The organism is Nakamurella deserti, assembly GCF_003260015.1.
Classification (GTDB): domain Bacteria; phylum Actinomycetota; class Actinomycetes; order Mycobacteriales; family Nakamurellaceae; genus Nakamurella; species Nakamurella deserti.
In genome coordinates, this window is record NZ_QCXS01000002.1 from 1290355 (window position 1) to 1315213 (window position 24859).

Here is a 24859-nt window from a genome sequence, read left to right on the forward strand (position 1 = left end):
CTGGACCGCATGTGGAGACGCCGCCGCGGGCTGCTGATCGGGTTGGCCGTGGCGCTGGTCGCCGTCCTGGCGATCGTGGTGTGGCCGAAGGGCGGCACCGCCACCGCCGCGACAGACGACGTCACCTTCACCGCACCGGGTGGCGAGGGTGAGGACCCCACCGTCACCCTCGACGCCACGATCTACCTCCCCGAGGTGACGCCGGCGCCGGCGGTCATCCTGGCGCACGGACTGGGGGGTACCAAGGCCTCCGTCGCCGACGACGCACAGGATCTCGCCGCCGCCGGCTACGTCGTGCTGGCCTACACCGCCCGCGGATTCGGCGCCTCCACCGGCCACGTGCACCTGGACTCGCTGGACTACGAGGCCCAGGACGGCAAGGCCGCGGTCGACTACCTGGCCACCCGCGGAGACATCGTCACGCAGGACGGCGCGGACAACCCCCGCGTGGGTGTGATGGGCGGCTCCTACGGCGGTGCGCTCGCCCTGATGCTGGGCGGCATCGATCCCCGCGTCGACGCGGTCGTGCCGCTGATCACCTGGCACGACCTGTCCGACGCGCTGTTCCCGAACTTCGCCGACACCGAAGGCGCAGCGGCCGGCGGCGACAGCCTCGGCGGCGTCTTCAAGAAGTACTGGGCGTCCGTGCTCGTCACCTCCATCAGCCTGTCGGGCGGAGCGGGTGGAGCCGGCGGCGCGGGTGGCCTGGGTGGCCTGCTCGGCGGCGCCAACGGTGCCGGTTCCGCGTCCTCCGAGGCGTCGTCGTCCGCGGGAACCACCGGCTCGGAGCCCGCTGGGTCCGACCCGACGACGCCCCCCGGTGGCGCCACCAGCGGCAACGGCGACACCAGCGGCAACGGCGCGGCCGGCGGAGCCCCGTCGGCCGCCGGCGCGCTCTGTGGGCGTCTCGCCACCGACCTGTGCACCGCCTACCTGCAGGTCGCCGAAACCGGTCGGCTGACGCCGGAACTCAAGGCCCTGCTCGACCGCTCGTCGCCCTCCCAGGTCGTCGGGGAGATCACCGCGCCGACGCTGCTGGTGCAGGGCGAGCGGGACACCCTGTTCGGGCTCGACCAGGCCGACGCCAACGCCAAGGCGATCGCCGCCAACGGCACGGACGTGTCCGTCATCTGGTTCGCCGGTGGCCATGACGGCGGCGGCATCGACAACCAGACCCGCGCCGCGATCCACACCTGGTTCGACCACTACCTCCGCGACGAGGGCGACGCTCCGGCGCTCGGCTTCCGCTACTCCATCGACGGCGCCATCTCCGACACCGGGTCCGTGCGCAGCCGCATGCTGCAGGCCGACGGATATCCCGGGATCGACGGCGCCGCGGCCACGGAGGTGCCGGTCACCCTCAACGGACGCACCGCACCGGTGGTGAACCCGCCGGGTGGCACACCGGCGGCGGTCTCGTCGCTCCCGGGCCTCGGCGGTACGGCCTCGACCGCGCTGGCGACCCTGGGCCTCGACATCCCCGGTCAGTCGGCGACCTTCACCTCCGATCCGCTCACGTCACAGCTGCTGCTGACCGGCTCCGCGACGACGACGCTGTCGGTCACCGCGGGACCGCCGCTGTCCAGCGCCGCGGACGCGTCGAGCGACGCCACGCTGTTCCTCAAGCTGTACAAGGTGACCGCCAGCGGGGTCCGCACCCTCGCCGGCAGCGCGGTCTCGCCGATCCGCGTGACCGGACTGACCCCCGGTCGGACCGTGGACGTGCCGGTGTCGCTGACCGGCTTCGCCCTGCAGGTCGACGCCGGCTCGTCGGTGCAACTCGTCGTGTCCAGCACCGACCAGGGCTACGCCCTGCCGGCGCAGGCGTCGGTCCACCTGGTCGGTCTCGCCGGCGACGGGGTGCTCACCGTGCCGGTCGCCGGCGGCAGCAACATCTCCACATCGGAAGTGCCGCTCGGGCTGCTGATCGCGCTCGTCGTGTTGATCGTGGTGGCGATCACCGCTCTGGTGCTGGCCGGACTGGTACGCCGGCGGACGCCGGCGACCGACCCGGAGCTCGCACGGATCCCGCTGCGCATCTCGGGTCTGCGTAAGGAGTATCCGGGTGGTGTCGTGGCGGTCAAGGACGTCAGCTTCGACGTCCGGCCGGGTCAGGTCGTCGGGCTGTTGGGTCCCAACGGAGCCGGCAAGACGACGTCGTTGCGGATGGTCATGGGCCTCATCAACCCCAGCGCCGGCGAGATCACCGTGTTCGGGCAGAAGGTCGTTCCCGGAGCCCCGGTGCTGTCGCGTATCGGCTCGTTCGTCGAGGGCTCGGGTTTCCTCCCGCACCTCACCGGCATCGACAATCTGAACCTGTACTGGGCGGCGACCGGCCGACCGGCCGAGCTCGCCCACCTGGACGAGGCGCTGGCCATCGCCGGCCTGGGCACCGCGGTCGACCGGCGGGTGCGGACGTACTCGCAGGGCATGCGGCAACGCCTCGCCATCGCCCAGGCGATGCTGGGGCTGCCGGACCTGCTGATCCTCGACGAACCCACCAACGGGCTCGACCCGCCCCAGATCCACGCCATGCGTGAGGTGCTGCGGCGCTACGCGGCCACCGGCCGGACCGTGCTGGTGTCCTCACATCTGCTGGCCGAGGTCGAGCAGACCTGCACCGACGTCGTCGTCGTCAACAAGGGCGAGGTCATCGCGTCGGGCACGGTGGCCGAGCTGGTCGCGCTGTCCGGCGAGATGAGCTTCACCGTGGATGATCCCGAGCGGGCGCGGACCGTGCTGCAGCGGATCCCGGGGGTCGACGGCGCCGAGATCGAGGACCAGCAGGTGCACGTCGACCTGGCCGGCGTCGCGCCCGCCGCGGCCATCGCCGCGCTCGTCGACGCGGGGGTGGCCGTCTCCTCGGCCGCACCGCGCAACCGCCTCGAGGACGTCTTTCTCGACCTCGTGGGCGCCACCGGAAGAGGGAGTTCGGCATGAGTCCGGTACATCAGGACCGTTCGGCCGACGCCGCGGTCGCCGCGCTGGAGTCGTTGCCGGCGCCGGGAGCGGCGGAGCCGTCCGGGGTCGCGGTGGGCTTCGTCCCGGGCCGGACGCTGCCCTTCGGGGTGGAGGTGCGGCGGCAGCTCAAGCGTCGGCGGACCCAGTTCACGCTCGGGTTCATGGTGCTGTTGCCGATCATCCTGGCGATCGCCTTCGCCGTCGGTGACGGCGACGGCGGTGGGGGCCGCTCGGGCAGCACCCGCGCGTCGATCGTCGACCTTGCGCAGAACGGCGCCGGCAACTTCGCCATGGTGACGATGATCTTCTCGGCGAGCTTCCTGCTCATCGTGGTGATCTCGTTGTTCTTCGGCGACACGATCGCCTCCGAGGCGTCGTGGTCGTCGCTGCGCTACCTGCTGGCGATGCCGGTGCCGCGGATGCGGCTGGTGCGGCAGAAGGTGCTGGTGGCGGGGGCGCTGTCGATCCTGGCGATCCTGCTGCTGCCGGTCACCGCGATGATTCTGGGCGGGATCCTGTACGGCTTCGGGCCGCTGTCGACGCCGGTCGGCGACCAGCTCGACTTCGCCGCGACGGTGTTCCGGCTGGGCGTGGTGGTCGTGTTCATGATCCTGCAGCTGTCCTGGGTGGCGGGACTCGCGTTCCTGCTCAGCGTGTCCACCGACGCGCCGCTCGGCGCGGTGGGCGGTGCGGTGCTGCTGACCATCCTCAGCCAGATCCTCGACCAGATCGACGCGCTGGGCGACATCCGCAACTTCCTGCCCACCCACTACTCGTTCGCCTGGACGGGGACCCTGTCGGATCCGATCCGTTGGGACGACATGGTGCGAGGCAGCTTCGCCGGCGTCGCCTATGCGCTGATCTTCTTCGGCCTCGGCATCCTCAAGTTCCGCCGCAAGGACATCACCAGCTGAGCTGTCCGTTCCGGGTGCACCAGCCCGGTCGGAGGTCCGCTTCGAGTGGTACAGGTCGGTGGTCGTCGTCGAGGAGCGCGCGGGGCGGCGCCGTTGCCGGTGGTCCGTCGAGAGCCTGGCTCCGGGCCGGCCCGAATCTGCCGCACGAACCGGAGTCTGCTCACCCTGCAGGGTGAGCACACCCATACCCGGTGGGCAGATCCCCGGTCCGCTGGTCAACCCCTGGACTGGAGACCTGCAGCGGTCCGACACGGTTGCGGTCCAGGATCTGCCGCGCGAATCGGAGTCTGCTCACCCTGCAGGGTGAGCGCACCCACATCGGGTGGGCAGATCCCCGGTCCGCTGGTCAACCCCTGGACTGGAGACCTGCAGAGGTCCGACACGGTTGCGGCTCAGGATCTGCCGTACGTACCGGAGTCTGCTCACCCTGCAGGGTGCGGACACCCACATCGGGTGGGCAGATCCGCGGGTCCGCTGCTGAAATAGGGAGCGCGAACCTGCAGCCGTCCGTCAACCGGATTCGGCTCCAAATCTGCCCCATTACCGGAGCCTGCTCACCCTGCAGGGTGCGCACACCCACACTCGGTGGGCAGACCCGCAGGACGCAGCCGGGCGAATCTCACAGAGCCTGCAGCCGCGGCCTCAACCGGAGTTCGCTCCGGATTCGCCCCATCGACCGGGATTTGCTCACCCCGCGGGCTGAGCACACCCCACAGTGGACGAGCAGATCCGCAGCCCGCAACGGGGCAGACCTGACGGAGCCCGCCCCACGGACGGCCGGCAACGAATCCAGCTCCGGACCTACCCCACCGGTTGGCTCTGCGGAGGCCTTCACGAGACGTGAGTGACGGCGTCCGGAAGAACCGGCCCCAGATCTGCCGCACGAACCGGAGTCTGCCCACCCTGCAGGATGAGCAGACCCACATCGGGTGGGCATATCCGCAGGACGCAGCCGGGCGAACGTCACCGGAGCGGCAGCGGCTCCATGGAGCCTGACGAGGGATCCACCCCGCCAACCGGAGTCTGCTCACCCCGCAAGGCAGATGCGCGCGCATCCGACCAGGCACATTCACAGGTGAACCCAGGGAGCGCGAACCTGCAGCCGTCCGCACGGTTGCGGCTCTGGATCTGCCGCACGAATCGGACACTACTCACCCTGCAGGGTGCGCCCATCCACATCGAGTGGGCAGACCCGCAGGACGCAGCCGGGCGAACGTCACCGGAGCGGCAGCGGCCCCACCGAGCGCGACGACGAACCGTCCCGGGTCATTCGAACCCCGTCGCGCCGGCTGGCCCGGTACCGGCCTCTCAAGACTGCAGCCACGCCCGAGATCACGAGACGGAAGACACCGGTTCCCACCCTGCAGCGCCAGCCACCCGAACCGATCAGGCCATCGCGGCGTCCATGTGCCGCAGCTCCTTCTTCAGCTCGGAGATCTCGTCGCGGAGCCGGCCGGCCAGCTCGAACTGCAGATCCTTGGCCGCGGCGAGCATCTGGTCGGTCAGCTGCTGCACCAGGCTCGCCATCTCACCACGGGCCATGCCCGCCGTGGGGTGCCCGGCGTAGATGCCCGCCGAGGTGCCACCGGGCTCGCTCTGGGCCTTACGACCTCGGGACATGTTGCGTCCCGAGCCACCGATGGCGACGGTGTCCTCCGCCTCGGCGTACACCCGCTCGAGGATGTCGTTGATCTTCTTCCGCAGCGGCTGCGGATCGAGCCCCATCTCGAGGTTGTACGCCACCTGCTTCTCGCGTCGCCGGTTGGTCTCCTCGATGGCGGTGGCCATCGACGCGGTGATCCGGTCGGCGTACATGTGCACCTGACCGTTCACGTTCCGCGCGGCACGGCCGATCGTCTGGATGAGCGACGTACCCGACCGCAGGAAGCCCTCCTTGTCGGCGTCGAGGATGGCCACCAGCGACACCTCGGGCAGGTCGAGGCCCTCCCGGAGCAGGTTGATGCCGATGAGGACGTCGTACTCGCCCATCCGCAGCTCGCGGAGCAGCTCGACCCGTCGCAGGGTGTCGACCTCCGAGTGCAGGTAGCGCACCCTGATCCCCAGCTCGAGCAGGTAGTCGGTGAGGTCCTCGCTCATCTTCTTGGTCAGCGTCGTGACCAGGACCCGCTCGTCGCGCTCGGCCCGGGCCCGGATCTCCCCCACCAGGTCGTCGATCTGGCCCTGGGTCGGTTTGATGATGACCTCCGGGTCGACCAGACCCGTCGGGCGGATGACCTGCTCGACGAACTCGCCCTGGGCCCGGCCGAGCTCGTAGTTGCCCGGGGTCGCCGACAGGTAGACCGTCTGGCCGATCCGATCGGAGAACTCCTCCCAGGTCAACGGCCGGTTGTCAAGAGCGCTGGGCAGCCGGAAGCCGTGCTCGACCAGGGTGCGCTTGCGGGCCGCGTCACCCTCGTGCATGCCGCCGATCTGCGGAACGGTCACGTGGGACTCGTCGATGACAAGGAGGAAGTCGTCCGGGAAGTAGTCGATCAACGTGGCCGGCGCGGTGCCCGCCGCCCGGCCGTCGATGTGGCGCGAGTAGTTCTCGATGCCCGAGGTGAACCCGACCTGGCGCATCATCTCGAGGTCGTAATTGGTGCGCATCCGCAGCCGCTGGGCCTCCAGCAGCTTGTTCTGAGCGTCCAGCTCGGCCAGCCGGTCGGCCAGCTCGTTCTCGATGTCGTTGATGGCCTTCTCCATGCGCTCCGGTCCGGCGACGTAGTGCGTGGCCGGGAAGATGCGCAGCTCGTCCACCTCGCGCTGCACGTCGCCGGTGAGCGGGTGCAGGTAGTACAGCTTCTCCACCTCGTCGCCGAAGAACTCGATCCGCAGGGCCAGCTCTTCGTAGGACGGGATGATTTCGACGGTGTCGCCCCGGACCCGGAACGACCCCCGGGTGAACGCGAGGTCGTTGCGGGTGTACTGGATGTCGACGAGTGCGCGGAGCAGCTTGTCGCGGTCGAGGTCCATCCCCACCCGCACCGGCAGCGATCGGTCGAGGTAGGACTGCGGGGTGCCGAGGCCGTAGATGCACGACACCGACGACACCACGATGACGTCGCGGCGGGACAGCAGCGACCGGGTCGCCGAGTGCCGCAGACGCTCGACGTCGGAGTTGATCGACGAGTCCTTCTCGATGAAGGTGTCGGTCTGCGGGACGTACGCCTCCGGTTGGTAGTAGTCGTAGTAGGAGACGAAGTACTCGACCGCGTTGTGCGGGAAGAGCTCGCGGAACTCGTTGGCGAGCTGGGCGGCCAGCGTCTTGTTCGGGGCCATCACCAGCGTCGGCCGCTGCACCTTCTCGATCAGCCAGGCCGTCGTCGCCGACTTCCCGGTGCCGGTGGCGCCGAGGAGCACGACGTCCTTCTCCCCCGCCGCGAGCCGTTTCTCCAGCTCGGCGATGGCCGCCGGCTGGTCACCGGACGGCTTGAACTCGGACACGACCTCGAAGCGCCCGCCGGTACGCGGGAGCTCGCTCACGGTCCGGAACTCGGAGGTCGCCAGGACGGGTTTCTCTGCTGCGAATGCCACGGAAGTCAGGCTACGCGGCGGCACCGACAGTGTTCGTCGCCGCAGGTCAGACGCGTGAGTCCGGGCCCGGCCGCCACCCCGTCCGCTCGACCCACCGGGCCAGCGGCTCCGCCGCGGCACCCCACCACGCCTCGCGCGCCGCGTCGACGCCGGCACCGTCCGGGTCGTCGGCGTGCTCGGCCGCCCAGCGTCGTTGCCGGGCCAGATGGGCCTCCCGTTCGGCGTCGTCGGCGATGAGGCGGTCCCGCATGGCCAGCGCCCACCGCCAACCCGGGCCGTCCGCGGGGCGGACGTGCAGGTCGACCGCGCGACCGGGATCGGCGTTGGCGTGCCATCTCGCGCGCCACCGCGCCGGATCGGCGTCCGCGGGATGCGGCGTGTCGGTGTCCCGGTTGGGCATCGCGACGAACCCGGCGCGGGTGAGCGCAGGCCCGACGCGCTCGGCGGCCGCCAGGTCGGACACCGTCAACTGCAGCTCCAGCACGTCATCGGCGGGCAGTCCCGGGACGGCGGTGGCGCCGATGTGGTCCAGACGCACGGTGTCGTCGCCGGCGGCCCGGCCCACCCGCGCGAGCAACCGGACCGCGTCGGTCGTCCACCGCGGATCGTGCGCGACCGGTTCCGGGCGGTCACGCGGAGCCGCAGCACCACGCAACAGGAGCTCCTCGAAGGGCTGCACCCGTTCGCTCCAGAGGCGGTCCACCCGGTCGGCGAGATCGTCGGCGGCGCCGTCGTTGTCGAGCCAGACGTCGGTGAGCGGCCGCCGGGTGTCGTCGTCGATCTGGGCGGCGATCCGCGCCCGCGCGTCGGCCTCGGCCAGACCGCGCGCGATCAGGCGGCGGACCCGCAGCTCGGCGTCGGCGCCCACGCCGATCACGAGGTGGAACCCCGCCGCGACCGGCAGCGCCACCAGCAGTGGGATGTCGTTCACCACCACCGCGTCGACCGGGGCGGCCGCCGCGAGCTCGTCGAATCGGGCGCGCACCCGGGGATGCGTGATGCCCTCCAACGCCCGTCGGGCGTCCGGGTCGCTGAACACGACCGCAGCGAGAGCCGCCCGGTCGAGGGCGCCGTCGGATGTCAGCATCGAGGGCCCGAAGCGTTGCACCACGGCGGCGAGCCCCGGCGACCCGACGGCCACCACCTCGCGTGCCAGCCGGTCGGAGTCGACGACGACGGCGCCCTGCCGGGCGAGCCGTGCCGACACGGTGCTCTTCCCCGATCCGATCCCGCCGGTGACCGCCACTCTCAGCACGTTGTCTCCCCCTGTCGACCGCCGACGGACCGCCGGACCGTGTCGGTCACCGACGGCGTCGACGGCGCCGCCTACCGTCGAGTCTCGCCCACCCGGGCAGGGCCCACGTCACCGACCCGAGGAGCACCCATGAACGCCGTCGCCACCGGCCGGCACCGCCACGGAACGCCGGGGCTCATCCCGGTCCGCACCCTGGTCAGGGTGCGGCGCGGCATCTTCGGCTGGTTCCGGCCCGGACGTCACCGCACCACGACGCCGACGGTGCGGACGCGACGACCCGTCCCGGCCGCCGCCTGAACCGGTCGTCACCGCGGCCGTACCCTCCGGCCACCGGGACCGCGCGCCTCAGCCCGTGCTGACGACCTGGTTGAGCGCGTACTCCGCCGCGCCCTCGAGGGCGGCCGGCAGCTTGTCCTCGGGAACGATCCCGTTCGCCACCACCACGGACAACGTCCACGAGTCGTAGCCGGCGACGATGAGGCCACCGTCGCGCAGCAGCACGTCCGCCGGGTAGCCGAGGACCGTGGTGGTCGAGTCCTTCGCCCCCGCCTGCCTTTCAGACGTGGCGGTGAGCGTGCGCTGGGCGTCGGCGGCCTGCTGGGAGGTGAACTGGGCCAGGATGACCTGGACGGCGATCGATCCGCCCTCGACGCCGTACTGGCACTTCAGCCGGCCGGTGATCTCCCGCTCGGGGTTGGCTGCCTCGAGGATGCGGTTCGTCCCGGCGGGCAGTTGGCCGAACGCCTTGCCCAGTTCGGTCGGGTTCATGATCTTGGTGCAGTCGGCCGCCAGCGGATCGACCGACACCACCGGCGCCGACGACTCGGTCGCGCTCGCGGACGCTTCGGAGGTGCTCGAACCCGTCGAGGTCTCCGACGCCGACGTCGACGGGTCCGAGGTCTCCACCGCGCCGCTGGTCGCCCCCGTGCCGGCCGTGGTGGTCCCTGCGGTGGCGTCGGCGGTGGCGTCGGCGGTGGTGTCGACCGCCGAGGTGGCGGCGGTCTCGGTGACGATCACGGTCGAGCGGGCGGTGTCGTCGGACGAGCCGCAGCCGACGAGGACCGCACCGCTGAGCAGGACGGCGGCGGACAGGGACAGGAGCCTGGGGGTTCGCATAACGACAACCGTAATGAAGTGGGTGCGCCTGATCGTGCAGGATCACCGCCGCGTCGCCGGCCGCGCACGGTCGGGACCGCCGCGGTGTCGCGATCGGGCAACCGGGTCCGTCCCGGAGACGCCGGAAGCCCCGGCCCGCCCACACGAGGTGGACGGGCCGGGGCTTCCGGTCGCGGTGCGGGACGGTCAGTTCCCGGCGAGGCGCTCCTTGAGAGCGGCCAGCTGCTCGTCGTTGACGAGCGAACCGGTCGGGGCGCTCGACGAGTACGACGAACCGGCGGCGGCGTCGTCACCGTCGGCGGCGTCGGCGTCACCGGTGGAGGACGAGTAGTTGCTCGGCTCCGCCGCCGCGGCGTCGGCGGCCTGCGCCGCGGCGACCTGCTTCAGGTGCGCGGTGTAGGTCTCCTGGGCGTCCGCGTACTGCTTCTCCCAGGCCTCACGCTGCGCGTCGAAGCCCTCGAGCCACTCGCCGGTGGCGACGTCGAAGCCCTCCGGCGGCACGAAGTTGCCCTGCTCGTCGTAGTGGTCCACGACGCCGTACTGGGCGCGCACCTCGTCGAACTCGGTGTCCGGCGTGATGCCCTCGTTGGCCTGCTTGAGCGACAGCGAGATCCGGCGACGCTCGAGGTCGATGTCGATGACGCGGACGAAGATCTCGTCGTCGACGGACACGACCTGCTCCGGGATCTCCACGTGGCGACCGGCCAGCTCGGAGATGTGGACCAGACCCTCGATGCCGTCGTAGACACGGACGAACGCACCGAACGGCACCAGCTTGGTGACCCGACCTGGGACGACCTGGCCGATGGCGTGGGTCCGGGCGAAGTGACGCCACGGGTCTTCCTGCGTCGCCTTGAGCGACAGCGAGACACGCTCGCGGTCCATGTCGACGTCGAGAACCTCGACGGTGACCTCCTGGCCCACCTCGACGACCTCGGACGGGTGGTCGATGTGCTTCCAGGACAGCTCGGAGACGTGCACCAGGCCGTCCACGCCACCCAGGTCGACGAACGCACCGAAGTTGACGATCGAGGAGACGACGCCCTTGCGGACCTGCCCCTTGCCGAGCTGGTTGAGGAACTCGCTGCGGACCTCGGACTGGGTCTGCTCGAGCCACTGACGGCGGGACAGCACCACGTTGTTGCGGTTCTTGTCCAGCTCGATGATCTTGGCGTCCAGCACCCGGCCGACGTACGGCATGAGGTCGCGCACACGGCGCATCTCGACGAGCGAGGCGGGCAGGAAGCCACGGAGACCGATGTCGAGGATGAGGCCGCCCTTGACGACCTCGATGACGGTGCCGGAGACGACGCCGTCCTCTTCCTTGATCTTCTCGATCGTGCCCCACGCGCGCTCGTACTGGGCGCGCTTCTTCGACAGGATCAGGCGGCCTTCCTTGTCCTCCTTCTGGAGAACCAGGGCCTCGACGTGCTCGCCGACCTCGACGACCTCACTGGGGTCGACATCGTGCTTGATGGAGAGTTCGCGCGAGGGGATGACACCCTCGGTCTTGTAGCCGATGTCCAGCAGGACTTCGTCCCGATCGACCTTGACAATGACGCCTTCGACGATGTCGCCGTCATTGAAGTACTTGATCGTCTTGTCTACTGCTGCGAGGAAATCCTCGGCCGACCCGATGTCGTTGATGGCAACTTGCGGGGCGGTGCGGGTAGGTGCGGACATGTGTGGGGTTGCTCCGGAGGGACGTGGGGTGTGGTCGCCGCGCCATGGGACGGGGTGACTGTGGACAGGGTCTGAAGCGTCGGCCGGCCCGCGGGAGGCGATCCGGACGGCACGCGGTGGAAGAGGGAGACCGCCGAGGATGGGCCCCGGAAAGGGCGGCCCGTCGGGATGTCCGGGCCGGTGAGCAGGAGGCTCCCGGACCGGTCACACCGGCACATCGACGACAGGGCAGCACAGACCCACAGCGCGTCGACAAGCGTACCCCGCACCACAGTCAGGTCAAAGTCGACCGCCGGGCGGGGACCTGCCGGGGTGTCTTCCGCGGGCCCCTAGTGTCGGGGACGTGTCCGATCCGCACCGTACCGCCGAAGCCGTCCTCGGCCCGACCCGCCCGGTCAAGCGCCCCGCCGGCCCCGACGACTCACGTCGCGCCAATCGCCGCTGGTGGGACGCCGATGCCGACGACTACCACGCGGAGCACGGGACGTTCCTGGGCGACGCCGACTTCGTCTGGTGTCCGGAACGGGTCCGGGAGGCCGACGTCGGGCTGCTGGGCGACGTCCGGGGCCGGCGGGTGCTGGAGGTGGGCTGCGGCTCCGCGCCGTGCGCCCGTTGGCTGGCCGCCCAGGGTGCGCAGGTCGTCGCGTTCGACCTGTCCGCCGGGATGCTGCGTCACGGGCAGGAGGCGGCCCGCCGCACCGGGATCGACGTCCCGTTGGTGCAGGCCGACGCGGTGGCACTGCCGTTCCGGGATGCGGCGTTCGACGTGGCGTGCTCGGCGTTCGGCGCGGTGCCCTTCGTCGCCGACGCCGGGGCGGTGATGGCCGAAGTGGCGCGGGTGCTGCGCCCGGGCGGCCGCTGGGTGTTCTCGGTGACGCACCCGATGCGCTGGATCTTCCTCGACGACCCGGGCGAGCGTGGACTGACCGCGGTGCAGTCCTACTTCGACCGCCGGCCCTACGTGGAGGTCGACGCGGACGGCGAGCCCGCGTACGTCGAGCACCACCGGACGCTCGGCGACCGGGTGCGCGACCTCGTCGGCGCCGGGTTCACGCTCACCGAGCTGGTCGAGCCGAGTTGGCCCGAGGACCTGGACGCGACCTGGGGCCAGTGGTCGCGGACGCGCGGCGAGGTGTTCCCGGGGACCGCGATCTTCGTCTGCGAGAAGCGCTGACCGACGCTCGGTGACCGGTTCGTAGCTCGGGGCGGCGTGACGGCAGGTCGCGTCCGTTCGTCACCTGACGGAAAAGGACGCCACCGAAGGGGTGCGCGTGCCACGACCGCGAAGGACCCCCGGTGCCCCGAACCGACCAGATCACCGTCCGCGCGATCGGTTTCACGATGCTGGCGGTCACCGCCGTCGTGTTGTCCGGATGCGTCACCACCGTCGACGGACGGGCCGCCGCGAGCGCCACCATCGCCCCCCTTGCGACCACGACCACCTTCCCGACGACCACCACGCCGACGACCACCACGCCGACGACCACCGACACCGGCACGACCGACGACGCAGCCGTGGGCGCACCGACAACGGGCGCACCGACGACCGACGCCCCGTCCGGCCCGGTGGACGACGCCCCGGTCGGACTGTCCATCGGCGAGGCGATCACCAGCACCTATGAGGACGGCGAAGCCGACATCTGGGTACGGCGGGCGACCTTCGAGGGCACCGGCGCCGAGACCGTCCTCCGGGTCACCGTCGACTACGAGTGCTACGAGGGCGAATTCTCCTACGACGTCCGCGACTGGACCGTGCTGGACTCGACGGGCCGTCGTTCCCGGCCGCTGCTGGAGTCCGGTTTCGGGGCGGCGGACGAGCAGGATTCCGAGGTGGCCGAGTTCGGTGTGATCCCGGAGTGGGAGCAGAAACGGGGTCAACTCATCTTCGACGTCGCTCCCGGCGACGCGACCCTGGAGTTCGGCTACGCCTGGGGCGATCCCGCGACCTGGATCGCCCCCGCGTCCTGACGTCTCCCGCCGAAACTCTCAACCTCTACTCGACGGTGAGCTCACCCATCTCGCCCCAACCCTCACCCTCGACCTGACGGCTGACGATCTTCGGCGTCGCCACCAGCGCCTGCGGCATGTCCTTCATCGCCTGCTGGAAGTGCGCGCTGTTGACGTGCGGTCCGGCACCGTCGTCGGTGAATGCCTCCACCAGCACGAACGTGTCCGGCTCGTCGATGCTGCGCGACCACTCGAACCACAGGTTGCCCGGCTCCTGCCGGGTGGAGCGGGTGAAGTCCCCGACCAGATCCATCCAGCGGTCGGTCCACTCCGGCTTGACCTTGAACTTGACCACGATCAGGTACATGCGTCGTCTCGCTTCCTGCCCCCGGCGGTCGCGGGCACGGTGATCGTGGGCTGAGCCGACGGCCGCCGTCAACCCGGGACGGACCGGACGGCGCGGGCAGGGCGCGGCACACTGGTTCCGTGACCAACGCTGTTCGATCCGGGCCGGTGGCCCGTGCGCTGCAGATCCTGGAGGTCGTGGCCGAGCGGGGCGGGGCGACCGCCAGGGACATCGCCGACGCCACCGGGCTGCCGCTGCCCACGGTCTACCGCCTGTGCACCGAGCTCTCCGACGCCGACTACCTCGTGCACATCCGCAGCGAGGGACGCTACGAGCTGGGCCATCAGGTGCACCAGCTCGGGATGTCGCTGCACCGGCAGCTGGGGCTGTCCCGGCCGGTCACCCGGGAGATCGCGCTGCTGCACGAGTCGACGGGCTTCGCCGCCTACCTGGCGGTGCTCCGCGGCTCCGAGCTGGTGGTGGTCCACGTCGTCGACTCCCCCGACTGCCCCCGTCTGCAACCGATGCGGTTCGGCTTCCACGAGGCACCGCACGCCACGGCGTTCGGCAAGATCCTGCTGGCCGACCTGGACGGCCCCGCGCGCGACACCTACCTCGACCGGCACGGGTTGCGGGCGCTGGCCGCCAACACGATGACCGAGAAGGCCGCGCTGAACGCCCACCTCGACGAGGTCGCCACGACGGGGGTGGCCTGGGAGAACGAGGAGTTCCTGGCCGGTTGGGCCTGCGCGGCGGTGCCCGTCCGCGGACCGGACGTGGCCCTCGTCGGCGCGGTGGCGGTCAGCGCCCAGGTCGACCGCTTCCCCCTCAACGACGGCCGGCTGCCGGCCCGGCTGCGCCAGGTGGCGTCCCGGGTCGGCGCCCACCTCCGGGGTCGCTGACCGTTCTCAACCGTTGAGAACGGTGCTGGTCCGCTCCGCCCCACGTTCCCTACGGTGTGAGCTGCACCTCACACCGACGTGAGGGGACGAGGAGGAACGATGCCCGACATCCAAGCCGGTCAGTCTCCGCAGGAGCCGATCGAACTGCAGAGGGACACCGCCGCGACCGCGGACGACGGAACCGGTCTCACCGGCGCCCGCACCGCGACGCTGGTCCGGCTGATCCGGGTCGCCTACCCGCACCCGACCTTCCCCGACGGGCCCTACGAGCGCACCGCCAGAGCCGTCCGGGACGCCGACAGCGCCGACCTGATCCCCGCCGGGCTCGACGCCCTCGACGCCGCCGCCGGTGGCGACTTCACCGCCCTCGACGACGACGCGGCCACGGCCGCGGTGACGGCCATCGCCGACACCCCGTTCTTCAAGCTGGTGCACTCCACCACGATCGTCGCGCTGTACGACGACCACGAGGTGTGGGACCTCCTCGGCTACGAGGGCGCGTCGTTCGACAAGGGCGGATACCTGCACCGCGGCTTCGACGACCTCGACTGGCTCCCCGACCCCCGGATCGAGGAGTACGCCGGCGAACCGCGCACCGAACTCGTCCCCGTCCCCACCGAGCAGGGAGCCCGGTCATGACCAGCATCGAGCACAGCGAACCGTCCGTCGTCATCATCGGATCAGGCGCCGGCGGCGGCACCCTCGCGTACGAGTTGACCGCCAAAGGGATCCCCTGCGTGGTCCTCGAGGCCGGCCCGCACCTCACCGGCGACGACTACGAGAACGACGAGTGGCGCGCTTTCAGCCAGATGGCCTGGCTGGACATGCGGACCACCAGCGGATCCTGGCGGGTGGCCGACGACTTCCCGAACCTGCCCGCATGGATCGTCAAGGCCGTCGGCGGCACCACCACGCACTGGTCGGGGGCGACCCCGCGCTTCATGGCCCACGAGTTCAAGGCGCTGTCCACCTACGGCCCGGTGGCCGGCGCGAACCTGCTCGACTGGCCGGTGACCCTCGAGGAGATGGCGCCCTGGTACGACCGGGCCGAGATCGCCATGGGGTCGACGCACCGGCACGGCCGGCCGCCGCTGCCGGCGAACAACAACTACAAGGTGCTGGCCAACGGTGCCGACAAGGTCGGCTACCGCTACTACGCGACCGGCCCGTACGCCACGAACGCGACGCCGTACGACGGCCGCCCCGCCACCGTCCAGGACGGGTTCAACTTCCAGGGCGACAAGCAGGGTTCGAAGTGGTCCACCCTCGTGCGGGAGATCCCGCGGGCGCTGGCCACCGGGCTGCTCGACCTGCGCCCGGAGTGCCACGCCACGAAGATCAACCACGACGCGAGCGGGAAGGTCGACGCGGTCGAGTACCTCGACGCCGCGGGCAACCTGCACCGGCAGTCGGCCCGGGTGGTGTGCGTGGCCGGCAACTCCATCGAGACGCCTCGGTTGTTGCTGATGAGCGCGTCGTCGCTGCACCCGGACGGACTGGCCAACAGCTCCGGCCAGGTGGGCCGCAACTACATGCGGCACATGACCGGCTCGGCGTACGCCCAGTTCGAGAACCCGGTCCGGATGTACCGCGGCGAGACGATGGCCGGGTTGATCGCCGACGAGGCCAAGCACGACCCGTCCCGCGGCTTCGTCGGCGGCTACTACATGGAGACGCTGTCGCTGGGCCCGGCTTTCCTGGCCAGCTTCGTGGAGCCCGGCGAGTGGGGCCGCAGCTTCACCGCGAAGATGGAGGCCTACGAGCGGACCGCCGGTATGTGGCTCGTCGGCGAGGACATGCCGCAGGAGAGCAACCGCATCACGCTGGACCCCGAGGTCAAGGACCAGTGGGGGCTGCCGGTACCGCACGTGCACTTCGACGACCACCCCAACGACGTCGCGATGCGCAACCACGCGTACGCCGCGGCCGATGCGGTCTACGACGCGGTCGGGGCGGTCCATGTGCACCACACCCCGCCGTACCCGTCGACGCACAACCTGGGCAGCTGCCGGATGAGCGCGCGGGCCGAGGACGGCGTGGTCGACAGCCACGGCAGGGCCCACGACGTGCCGAACCTCTTCGTCAGTGACGGCTCGCAGATGACCACGGGCGCCGCGGCCAACCCGACGCTCACCATCGTCGCGCTGGCCATCCGGCAGGCCGACCATCTCGCCTCGGAACTCGCGGCCGGTCGGCTTTGACCGACCCGGGCCGGGCCGTTCCGTCGGGGGCGGTCCGGTCCCGGGTCCGCGTGCGCGGGCCCGCGCGGCGGGAGTCGGTCCCGGGTCTGCGCCGCGGCGCAGCCCGGCGGCCCACCGGGACGTCGGTTCAGCGGTCGAACGTCCGCAGGTAGCGACCGATGATGCGGTGCTGCACGAGTCGCATGACCGGAAGGCCGACGATGGTCAGCCAGGTGCCCGGACGGGAGACGGCGGTGATCCGGAACGTGACCTCGCCGCCGGCGCCGAGGTCGAGCTCGAAGGTCTCGGCACCGTGCTCGGGGTGGCCGGGCAGCGTGTGGTAGCGGAAACCGGCGCCGGTGTCGTCCCGCCACACGTCGGTGACCTCGCACGGGGCCACCAGGGTCAGCGGGCCGCAGCGGAACTCCTGACGCACCACGCCCTCCGGGCGGACGGTGGGATCGGTGGCCCTGAGGACCAGCCCGGCGCCCGCCTGCACCCCCCACGACAGCAGCAGGTCGGTGGCACGCTCGAAGTCCGCCGTTCCGGAGCCGACCACGGCGCTGCGCTGCACCGTCGACGACGTCAGCCGGGGGACGCCCCGTAGGGGAGGCCGCCGCCGCAGACGGTCGGCCTCGGCTGCGGTCAAGCGTCCGACGGTCACCGTGACGACGGTACCGATCGCCCGTCCGGTTCCGGACGTCGAGCGGACGGACGGTCGACGCCGCGCCCGGGTGAGTACCTGCTCCGGTTCGGCCGTCCGGAGCGGCAGAGAGTTTCCGACCCGGCGTCGGCGGGTCGGACCGCTCCCTGCGCCGCCCCGAACCGGCACCGGGCGCGGCGTTGCGTCAGTACTGCTGCGCGGGCTGATGGCCGACGCGCGACCGCAGCGCGGCCAGTTCGCGCTGTACCGGCCACTCCTTGAAGCAGAAGATGAGCAGGAACACGATGTTGGCGATGGGCACCAGCATGATGAGGATCCACACCCGCGAGTAGCCGGCCCGGGCGATGACGTTGGTGTAGGCGATCAGCATGATGACGAACACGACGGAGCCGATGATGATCGCGGTCGCAATGGCGCCGCTGCTGAGGTTGCTCAGCTGGTTCGTGGTGGTGGTGATCTCTTCGGTGGTGATCACTTCGGACATGGGTACCCCCCTGGGTCTCGAGCGGTGACACCACGCCACCGCATCGAACAGAGAGTATCCGATCGCTCACGCAGCGTGAGGGCTAATGTGCAGCAGCCTCCCAACTGTGACCGATCCCGATCGAGACGTCGAGCGGCACGTCGAGCTGGTAGGCGGTGCCCATCTCCTCCCGCAGCACGGTGGCGATCGCTTCCTGCTCCCCCGGGGCCACCTCGGCGACGAGTTCGTCGTGCACCTGCAGCAGCAGCCGCGACTTCAGCCGCTCGGCCCGGATCCGGGCGTCGACCTTGAGCATCGCCACCTTGATGAGGTCGGCGGCGCTGCCCTGGATCGGCGCGTTGAGTGCGTTGCGCTCGGCGAGCTCGCGGCGCTGCCGGTTGTCGCTGGTCAGGTCGGGGATGTAGCGCCGGCGTCCCAGCAGCGTCTCGGTGTAGCCCTCGACACGAGCGGTGTCGACCACCCGGCGCAGGTACTCGCGGACCCCGCCGAAGCGGGAGAAGTACAGGTCCATCTGCGCCTGCGCCTCTTCGCGGCTGATCTTGAGCTGGTTCGACAGCCCGAACGCCGAGAGCCCGTAGACCAGGCCGTAGGTCATGGCCTTGATCCGCCGGCGCATCTCACCGTGGACCTGCTCGATGGGGATGTTGAACGCCTGCGCCGCGACGAACGAGTGCAGGTCCTCGCCCGAGTGGAAGGCCTCGATGAGGCCTTCGTCCTTGGACAGGTGCGCCATGATGCGCATCTCGATCTGCGAGTAGTCGGCCGTCATGACGCTCTCGTAGCCGTCGGAGGCGACGAACACCCCGCGGATGCGGCGGCCCTCGTCCGTGCGGACCGGGATGTTCTGCAGGTTGGGCTCGGTCGAGGAGAGCCGGCCGGTGATGGCGATGGTCTGCTGGTAGGTGGTGTGGATCCGGCCGTCGTCGCCGACCGCCTTGATCAGGCCGTCGACGGTGGTGCGCAGCTTGGACACGTCACGGTGCCGCAGCAGCGACGTCAGGAACGGGTGCGGAGCCTGCTCGTGCAGGGCGGCCAGCGCGTCGGCGTCGGTGGTGTACCCCGTCTTGGTGCGCTTGGTCTTGGGCATCTGCAGCTCGTCGAACAGCACGACCTGCAGCTGCTTGGGCGACCCGAGGTTCACCTCGTGCCCGATCGCGTCGTAGGCGGCCTGCGCCGCGGTCGCGGCCTCCGCGGCGAAGTCGCTCTGCAACGCCTGCAGGCCGTCGGTGTCGACCGCGATGCCGGTGCGCTCGACGGCGCCGAGGACGACGGTCAGCGGCAGCTCCAGCTTGCGCATCAGGTCGAGCTGGCCGGCGGTGGTCAGCTGCGTGGTGAGCGCTGTGTCCAGGTCGAGCACCGCCAGAGCCCGCAGCATGTCCTCGGCGGCGGCCGCGTCGGCGGCGCCGTCGGACTCGGCGTCGGCGTCCAGCTCGAAGGACAGCTGGGCCTCCGGCGTGGGAACCGGCGTCTCCGCGGTGAGCGTCCGGTGCAGGTAGCGCTGGACCAGGTCGGACAGGTCGAAGGTGCGCTGCCCGGGGAGCGCGAGGTAGGCCGCCAGCGCGGTGTCGCTGACCACGCCCCGCAACTCCCAACCGCGGCCGGCCAGGATGTTGGCGGCGAGCTTGACGTCGTGGCCGACCTTCTCGGAGCTCGCGTCGGCGAGCCAGGCGCCGAGCGCGGCGTCGTCGTCGGCGTCGACCCGGATCGGGTCGATCGCCGCGGCCACCCCGCCGGGGGCGGCGACGGAGAGCATCCGCGGGTCGCCGTCACCCCGGATCCAGGTGCCGGTGACCCAGATGCCGACCTTGCGGCCGACGGCGTTCTCGGTCAGCCAGTCGCGCACCGAGCCCGGTTCCAGGAGTCCGCCGTCGAGCTGGAACTTCTCGTCGCTGGTGACGTCGGTCTGCTGGAAGTACTCCAGCAGCCGCTCCCGCAGGACCCGGAACTGCAGCTGGTCGAAGATGTCGTGCACGGCGTCCCGGTCGTAGGGCTGCGCCTCGAGGTCGACCAGTGGATCGACGTCCAGCGGCACGTCCCGGACGAGTTCGGTCAACCGCCGGTTCATCAGCACCTGCGGCAGCGCCGCCCGGAGCAGGCCGCCGGCCTTGCCGGGGACCTCGTCGACCCGGTCGGCGAGGGTGGCCAGCGAGCCGTACTCGGCGACCCACTTGGCCGCGGTCTTCTCGCCCACCCCGGGGATGTTCGGCAGGTTGTCCGACGGGTCGCCCCGCAGGGCCGCGAAATCCGGATACTGCGCCGGACTCAGCGCGTACTTCGCCTGCACCGACTCCGGGGTGAACCGGGTCATGTCCGAGACGCCCTTGACCGGGTACAGCACGGTCACGTCGGGGGTCACCAGCTGGATGGCGTCGCGGTCGCCGGTACAGATCCGCACCGTCATGCCCTGTGCGGTGGCGTGGGTGGTGAGCGTGGCGATGACGTCGTCGGCCTCGAAGTTGACCGCCGTCAGGGACGGGATCCGCAGGGCGTTGAGCACCTCGCGGACCAGCTCGACCTGGCCCTTGAACTCGTTCGGCGCGCTGGACCGGTTGGCCTTGTAGGCGACGAACTCCTCGCTGCGCCAGGTCTGCCGCGACAGGTCGAAGGCGACGGCGACGTGGGTGGGCCGTTCGTCCCGCAAGAGGTTGAGCAGCATGGAGGTGAAGCCGTACACGGCGTTGGTGTGCTGGCCGCTGCTGGTGGCGAACTTCTCCGCCGGCAGTGCGTAGAAGGCGCGGTAGGCCAGTGAGTGACCGTCGAGCAGCAGCAGCGTCGGTTTCCCCGCGGCGCCGCCGTAGGGGCCGACCGGACCGGGTTTCAGGGTGGGAGCACTCACGGGCACCACTCTAGGGTCGGGGTCCGACAGTCACCGCCGTGGCGGCGGAACCCGCCCACCCGGCCCGCCCACCCCGCCCGTACCGGCCGCGGCCGGTGGACCGCGAGTCGGGACGTAGCCTTCCCTCGTCCGCCCGCCGCGGGCGGACGACGACCTTCCGGACAGCGAGGACGACGATGACCGACTTCACCAGCCTGGGTACCGGCGAGCTCGCCGCGAAGTTGGGGATCGTCGTCACCGAGCACACGGCGGCGCGGACCTCGGGGACCATGCCCGTGGCCGGGAACCGGCAGCCGTTCGGGCTGCTGCACGGCGGTGCCTCGGCCGTGCTGGCCGAGACCCTGGGCAGTGTGCACGCAGCCCTTGTCGCCCCGGCCGGCCGGATGGCCGTCGGCACCGACCTGAACTGCACCCACCACCGCGCGATGAGCACCGGGACCGTGTTCGGCGTGAGCACGCCGGCGCACATCGGCCGGGCGGTGGCCAGCTTCGAGATCGTCATCTCCGACGAGAACCACCGACGGATCTGCACCGCCCGGTTGACCTGCGCCTACATCGACGCCGGCCGCGCCCGTCCGGCACCCGCGCCGCCGACCGGCTGAGTCGACGCCACCGGTCTGAGGTGCTCCGCGGGCGCGGAATTAGGGAGGTCTCCCGATGCCCACCGCTACCTCAGCGGCCGAGGCTCGAGGACATGTTGATGAGTCCCGAAGCCACCGTCCACGCCGAGATCCAACGTCGCCTGGAGCTGGCCGGCGCACACCGCCGGTACCGCCCCGTCCGCGCCCGGCGCCCCCGGTCCCGACTGCGGGCACTGTGGGACCGCGTGCTCCGCTCCCCACACCCGCCGGCGCCGGCGGTCCTGGCCACCGCCGGTCGACACCACCTGCCGGTGCCGCCGACCGCCGTCCCCCACTGACCGGGCCGGACGGGCCGCGGCACTGGCCACTGTCGGTGGGCTGCGCCATGATCCCGTCATGGCTGAACCGGCATCCGTCCAGCGACCGGCCGCGCGGTCGGCGGTGACGCCGCTGCTCGGTCGTCGGCCGGAGCTGCGACGACTCCTGGAAGCGAGTGGTGTCGAGCCCGGGGGTGTGCCGGCCGCGGTGCTCCTCAGCGGCGACGCCGGGATCGGCAAGACGCGTCTGCTCGAGGAGGCGGTCGTGCGCGCCGCGGGCGCGGGACACCTCGCGCTGGTCGGGCACTGCCTGGATCTCGGTGACGACGCCATGCCCTACCAACCCTTCATCGAGGCGTTCGGTTCGCTGGACGCCGCGCAGAGCGACGAGATCGTGCACCGCCTCCCGGCGCTGGACGCCCTGCTGCCCGCCCGGGCCGGATCGGACGAACGGCGGGGCGGTGTCGACCGGACGGCGCTGTTCGCCGCCATCGCGGCGGCCCTGGACCATCTCGCCGGCACCCAGCCGCTGCTGCTGGTGGTGGAGGACGCGCACTGGGCCGACGGTTCGACGCGGCAGCTGCTGCGGTTCCTGCTCGCCCAACGATTCGTCGCCCCCGTGCACCTGGTGATCAGCTACCGATCCGACGATCTGCACCGCCGCCACCCCCTGCGCGAATCGGTCGCCGAGTGGACCCGGATGCCGCACGTCGAGCGGCTGGAACTCAGTCCGCTCGCCGATGACGACATTGCCGCGCTGGTCCGCGCCCGGGGCGTACCGCCGTCCGGGGAAGAGCTGCGGACGATGGTCCGGCGGGCGGCCGGCAACGCGTTCTACGCCGAGGAGCTGCGCGACGCCGACGCCGGCGGCGGACTGCCAGCGACGCTGGCGGATCTGCTGCTGGTCCGGGTCGACCGCCTGGACGAAGCGGCCACCGCGGTGGCGAAGGCGGTCGCCTGCGCCGGTGCCCGGCCCGGGGAGTCACTGCTCGCCGAGGTCACCGGTCTCGTCGACGGGGACCTCGACCGTGCCCTGCACGCCGCGATCGACCAGAAGGTGCTGGTGAGCGACCGGCGTGGCGGCTACCGGTTCCGCCATGCCCTGCTCGCGGAAGCCGTCCACGACGATCTGCTGCCGGGCGAGCGCCGCCGCCTGCACCGCCGCTACCTCGACGCGCTGCTGCAGGCGGTCCCGCCGGCACCGGCCGCCGAGATCGCACTGCACGCCCACGCTGCCGACGATCCCGCGGTGGCCTTCTCCGCCGACGTCCGCGCGGGCGACGAGGCCGTCCGGGTCGGCGGACACGACGAGGCCTCCCGGCACTACCACCGTGCGCTGACCGTCGCCGCGCACGCGCCGCCGGGCACCGATCTGATCGACGTGGTGGTGGCGGCAGGCGACGCACTGGTGGCGGCGGGGGCGCTGCGGACCGCCGCCAACTTCTTCCGCGAGCACCTGGACCGGCTGCCCGCCGACGACGTGGCGGGCCGGGGCCGCCTGCTGCTGGGAGCGGGCAACACGGCCTACTACGCCGATATGGACGACGCCGCCGACCGTGCCAGCGCCGCGGCGATGCAGATCGTCTCGGCCGAACCGGGCCTGCTCCGGGCCCGGGTCGAGGCGTTGCGCGCCCGCGTGCTGTCCGGGGTGCGGCGCGACCGGGAAGCCGTCGCGGTCGCCGAGCACGCGTTGGCGATGGCCGAGACGCTGGGCTCCGGCGAGGTGGTCGCCGACGCGGCCACGACGCTGGCCCGGCTGGCCGCCCGCGGTGGCGGTGACCGCGCGCTCATCCGGCGGCGGTTCGACACGCTGGTCGCCGACTCCCGCGCCGAGGGTCACGTGCTGGGCGAGTTGCGCGGGCTGCACCAGCTGGCGTTCGTGCACTACGCCGACGGTGACCTCGACGAGGCGGGACGGCTGTTCCGGGCCGCGATGCACCGGGCCGAGGAGACGGGATGGCGGTGGGGGCCGTACGGCTTCGACGGGCGGGTGTTCGCCGCCGTGGTCGACCACATCCGGGGTCGGTGGGACGACGTGCTCGCGCTGACCACCGTCGGACCCGACGTACCGCCGCTCGGACGGGCACTGCTGCGCGCGGTGGCGTTGCTGGTCGCCGCCGGTCGCGGCGACACGGCCGCGCTGGGCGACGGCCGGGAGTTGCAGGCCCTGTGGGATCAGGACGTCACCCTGGCCGTCCACAGTGCCGCCGGGTTGATCGACCTGTTCGGCGACGCCGGCGATCTCGCGGCCGCCGAACAGGTCCACGACGACCTGGTCACGGTGATGACCGACGTGTGGCACGACGCTTGCTTCCACGCCCGGATCCGCAACGCGGCGCTGTTGCTCGGCCAGTTCGCCCGGGTCGTCGAGCGCCTCCCCCGGGTCGAGCAGCTCCGTGTCGTCGAGCGTGCCGCCGCTGCCGAGCAGCAGGTGCAGGCCATGCTGGACGGCGACGCCACCCTCGGGGTCGAGGCGGTCGCGTGGGCCGGTCGGGTGCACGCCGAGGCGGACCGGTTGCGGTGGCTGGCCAACCGCGGCGCGCCGCCACCAGCGGAGCTCGAACGGCGGTGGCGGTCGTCCGTCGACGACTTCGACCGCTTCGGCAACGTCCACGAACGGGCCCGCTCGCAGACCCGCCTCGCGGCGGTGCTGCTGGCCGCCGGTCGCACCGCGGAAGCCGGGACCGTCCTGGACGCCGCCCGCCGGACCGCGCAGGCGGTCCGCGCCCATCCGCTGCTGGCCGAGATCGACCGCCTGACAGGCACTCTCGAACCCGGCACCCGGGCGCTCACCACCCGCGAGCGCGAGGTGCTGGCCCAGGTGGCGCGGGGCCGCAGCAACGGCGACATCGCCGCCCGGTTGTTCATCTCCACCAAGACCGTGTCGGTGCACGTCTCCAACATCCTGGCGAAGCTGGGTGCCACCAGCCGTACCGAGGCGGCGGCGATCGCGCGTGACCGGGGCCTGCTGGACCCGTGACGCGGCTCTGCGGGAAACCGGATCCGGCTGGCGGCAACGGATGTCGTCCGACCGGGGCAGGACGGCCGGCGGCGGGCGGCCGGGGGCAGGACAGGGACGACGAGCGGCGGGCAGCCGGGGCGGAACGGCCGGGGCAGGACGACGGGCGTCCGGCGGCCG

At 71.5% G+C, this 24859-nt stretch carries 19 protein-coding genes; 11 read left to right on the top strand and 8 right to left on the bottom strand.

Annotated elements, in window-relative coordinates:
• Positions 1–9 precede the first annotated feature (9 nt).
• Together DB033_RS05990 and DB033_RS05995 are read left to right on the top strand one after the other, a co-directional pair.
• On the top strand, positions 10–2940 hold the full coding sequence (locus DB033_RS05990) for an alpha/beta fold hydrolase (RefSeq protein ID WP_111765879.1): 2931 nt from the start codon (positions 10–12) through the stop codon (positions 2938–2940).
• Positions 2937–3875, top strand: a complete 939-nt coding sequence (locus tag DB033_RS05995; RefSeq protein WP_111765880.1) for an ABC transporter permease — start codon at positions 2937–2939, stop codon at positions 3873–3875. Before DB033_RS05990 ends, DB033_RS05995 begins: the two co-directional genes overlap by 4 nt.
• A gap of 1386 nt (positions 3876–5261) precedes the next feature.
• On the opposite strand, the gene uvrB is transcribed toward DB033_RS05995, so the two are convergent.
• Together uvrB and coaE are read right to left on the bottom strand one after the other, a co-directional pair.
• A complete protein-coding gene (gene uvrB / locus DB033_RS06000; protein ID WP_170315479.1) occupies positions 5262–7409 on the bottom strand; it encodes an excinuclease ABC subunit UvrB in 2148 nt (715 codons plus the stop codon).
• Positions 7410–7455: 46 nt separating this feature from the next.
• Entirely contained in the window at positions 7456–8664 is a 1209-nt protein-coding gene (coaE, locus tag DB033_RS06005) for a dephospho-CoA kinase (protein WP_111765882.1), read from the bottom strand.
• 129 nt (positions 8665–8793) lie between these two features.
• Here coaE and DB033_RS20565 point away from each other — a divergent pair, with 129 nt between their 5' ends.
• Positions 8794–8961 carry a hypothetical protein gene (locus DB033_RS20565; RefSeq protein WP_157970529.1) on the top strand — a complete coding sequence of 56 codons (168 nt, stop codon included), beginning with the start codon at positions 8794–8796 and terminating at the stop codon, positions 8959–8961.
• A 48-nt stretch (positions 8962–9009) separates the two neighbouring features.
• Here the strand turns inward: DB033_RS20565 and DB033_RS06010 are convergent, their stop codons facing one another.
• Both DB033_RS06010 and rpsA read right to left on the bottom strand, forming a co-directional pair.
• Entirely contained in the window at positions 9010–9780 is a 771-nt protein-coding gene (locus DB033_RS06010) for a hypothetical protein (RefSeq protein WP_111765883.1), read from the bottom strand.
• Between the two features lie 186 nt (positions 9781–9966).
• Positions 9967–11463 carry a 30S ribosomal protein S1 gene (rpsA, locus tag DB033_RS06015; RefSeq protein WP_111765884.1) on the bottom strand — a complete coding sequence of 499 codons (1497 nt, stop codon included), beginning with the start codon at positions 11461–11463 and terminating at the stop codon, positions 9967–9969.
• A gap of 304 nt (positions 11464–11767) precedes the next feature.
• On the opposite strand from rpsA, the gene DB033_RS06020 reads away from it, so the two are divergent.
• The gene (locus DB033_RS06020; protein WP_420814049.1) at positions 11768–12637 is read left to right on the top strand and encodes a class I SAM-dependent methyltransferase; all 870 of its coding nucleotides are present in this window, start codon (positions 11768–11770) and stop codon (positions 12635–12637) included.
• A 122-nt stretch (positions 12638–12759) separates the two neighbouring features.
• The gene (locus DB033_RS20570) at positions 12760–13431 is read left to right on the top strand and encodes a hypothetical protein (protein ID WP_157970530.1); all 672 of its coding nucleotides are present in this window, start codon (positions 12760–12762) and stop codon (positions 13429–13431) included.
• A gap of 25 nt (positions 13432–13456) precedes the next feature.
• Here the strand turns inward: DB033_RS20570 and DB033_RS06030 are convergent, their stop codons facing one another.
• Entirely contained in the window at positions 13457–13777 is a 321-nt protein-coding gene (locus DB033_RS06030) for a putative quinol monooxygenase (protein WP_111765886.1), read from the bottom strand.
• A gap of 119 nt (positions 13778–13896) precedes the next feature.
• On the opposite strand from DB033_RS06030, the gene DB033_RS06035 reads away from it, so the two are divergent.
• From DB033_RS06035 to DB033_RS06045, 3 genes are all read left to right on the top strand, one after another.
• Complete coding sequence (locus tag DB033_RS06035; protein ID WP_111765887.1) at positions 13897–14658, top strand: IclR family transcriptional regulator; 762 nt, start codon at positions 13897–13899, stop codon at positions 14656–14658.
• A gap of 99 nt (positions 14659–14757) precedes the next feature.
• Positions 14758–15297 (top strand): hypothetical protein, encoded by a 540-nt coding sequence (locus DB033_RS20575; protein ID WP_157970531.1) that lies wholly within the window; start codon positions 14758–14760, stop codon positions 15295–15297.
• A complete protein-coding gene (locus DB033_RS06045; protein WP_111765888.1) occupies positions 15294–16859 on the top strand; it encodes a GMC family oxidoreductase in 1566 nt (521 codons plus the stop codon). Before DB033_RS20575 ends, DB033_RS06045 begins: the two co-directional genes overlap by 4 nt.
• 127 nt (positions 16860–16986) lie before the next feature.
• Here DB033_RS06045 and DB033_RS06050 read toward each other — a convergent pair whose 3' ends face one another.
• The 3 genes from DB033_RS06050 to polA all read right to left on the bottom strand — a co-directional run bounded on the left by DB033_RS06050 (position 16987) and on the right by polA (position 20822).
• Positions 16987–17502: a DUF1990 family protein gene (locus tag DB033_RS06050; protein WP_157970532.1), complete on the bottom strand. Its 516-nt coding sequence runs from the start codon at positions 17500–17502 to the stop codon at positions 16987–16989.
• A 184-nt stretch (positions 17503–17686) separates the two neighbouring features.
• Positions 17687–17986, bottom strand: coding sequence for a DUF805 domain-containing protein (locus DB033_RS21365; protein ID WP_240615767.1), 300 nt, complete (start codon positions 17984–17986; stop codon positions 17687–17689).
• 82 nt (positions 17987–18068) lie between these two features.
• Complete coding sequence (gene polA / locus DB033_RS06060; RefSeq protein ID WP_240615768.1) at positions 18069–20822, bottom strand: DNA polymerase I; 2754 nt, start codon at positions 20820–20822, stop codon at positions 18069–18071.
• Between the two features lie 176 nt (positions 20823–20998).
• Here polA and DB033_RS06065 point away from each other — a divergent pair, with 176 nt between their 5' ends.
• The 3 genes from DB033_RS06065 (at position 20999) to DB033_RS21635 (ending at position 24700) form a co-directional block, all read left to right on the top strand.
• Positions 20999–21424: a hotdog fold thioesterase gene (locus DB033_RS06065; RefSeq protein WP_111765890.1), complete on the top strand. Its 426-nt coding sequence runs from the start codon at positions 20999–21001 to the stop codon at positions 21422–21424.
• Positions 21425–21522: 98 nt separating this feature from the next.
• Positions 21523–21741, top strand: coding sequence for a hypothetical protein (locus tag DB033_RS06070; protein WP_111765891.1), 219 nt, complete (start codon positions 21523–21525; stop codon positions 21739–21741).
• Between the two features lie 58 nt (positions 21742–21799).
• On the top strand, positions 21800–24700 hold the full coding sequence (locus DB033_RS21635) for a helix-turn-helix transcriptional regulator (RefSeq protein ID WP_111765892.1): 2901 nt from the start codon (positions 21800–21802) through the stop codon (positions 24698–24700).
• Positions 24701–24859: the final 159 nt, after the last annotated feature.